Origin of the sequence: Enteractinococcus helveticum (assembly GCF_001657475.1) — a bacterium.
GTDB classification, from domain to species: domain Bacteria; phylum Actinomycetota; class Actinomycetes; order Actinomycetales; family Micrococcaceae; genus Yaniella; species Yaniella helvetica.
In genome coordinates, this window is the sequence record NZ_LXEY01000083.1 from 1 (window position 1) to 1,390 (window position 1,390).

Annotated in this window: 1 protein-coding gene; it reads left to right on the forward strand. The window is 57.3% G+C overall.

Going from position 1 to position 1,390, the window contains the following annotated elements; genetic code table 11:
• Positions 1 to 75 precede the first annotated feature (75 nt).
• Positions 76 to 1,390 (forward strand): IS1634 family transposase (locus A6F49_RS14640; RefSeq protein WP_150119531.1); only part of this gene is annotated, 1,315 nt, incomplete at its 3' end.

Below are 1,390 nucleotides of genomic sequence, written 5' to 3' on the forward strand. Positions count from 1 at the left end.
GCAGGGTTGATGGTTGACGAACAGGGCACTAAGCGCTGGTCGTAGACTGGGTTCGTGGGGTTGTATATTCGTCAAGTGTCGACTGCTTCTGGTGCGACGGCGGTGCAGATTGCCAGGAAGTATCGTGGGCAACGCACGATCGTGGAGCATGTTGGGTCGGCGCATGATGAGCAGTCGCTGGCGGTGTTGCTGGCTGCTGCTGAGCAACGGAAAGCCGAATTGCAAGGTGGCCAGCAATTACACTTGGAGTTTCCTGGCGATGACATCGTGAGCACCTCACCGGTGGTCGAGGCGGCGTCGCAACCGCGGATGGTTGGAACCAAACACCGCGTGTTGTGGGAGGTGTTGGCTGGGGTGTATGACCAGATCGGATTCAATGCCGCGGTGGGATCTGATGTGTTCAAACAACTGGTGATTGCCCGGTTGATCGAGCCGGCCTCGAAGCTGCGGTCATTGGACATCTTGGAATCCTTGGGGGTCGGCAAGGTCCCCTCGTATGCCACGGTGAAACGCCATCTGACCCGATCAGCTGTAGCGGGCTGGCGAGATGCCATTTGTGCGGCAGCCTATGATTTTGCCGCTGCTGATGGGCCGGTGACGGTGTGTTTATATGATGCCACCACCTTGCACATCGAATCCGATCACCCCGATGCATTCCGTCGACCAGGGTTTTCCAAGGACCGTCAGATTGATCCGCAAATTGTGCTCGGCCTGTTAGTCGACCGATCGGGTTTCCCACTAGAGCTCCACACGCATCCGGGCAATACGGCCGAAACCACCACGATTCTGCCGGTGTTGGATGCCTTCAAAGCCCGCCACGGCATCGACGACATTGTGGTGGTGGCCGATGCGGGAATGCTGTCCTACGCCAACTGCGTGGCCTTAGAGAAAGCCGGCTATCAGTTCATCATCGCCTCCCGGGTGGGCAAGATGCCCAAAGGACTCCAAGCCCACCTGGACACGCTGGATAAGCATCAGATGACCGATGGTTGGACCACCTCGATCCAAGAGCAATTACGGGCGGATTCGCCCAAAACGTGGCGGACGGTGTATCAATTCACCACCAAACGATTCAACAAAGACCGCCGCACCCTGGACCAACAAATCGCCAAAGCCCAAGACATCGCCGATGGCAAACGCTCCATGGCCAAGGCCCGATTCGTATCGGTCAAGGGCAAAGACGTCGGCATCAACCAGGCCGATATAGACCGGGCCCGCGCGTTGCAAGGTATCAAAGGCTATGTCACCTCCGCGTCGGAAGACATCCTGGCCGACGCTGAAGTCATCGCGCATTATCATGCGTTATTCGAAGTCGAAGCATCCTTCCGACTGACCAAGCATGATCTGGAAGCACGCCCCATGTTTCACCGCACCCAAGACATGATCGATG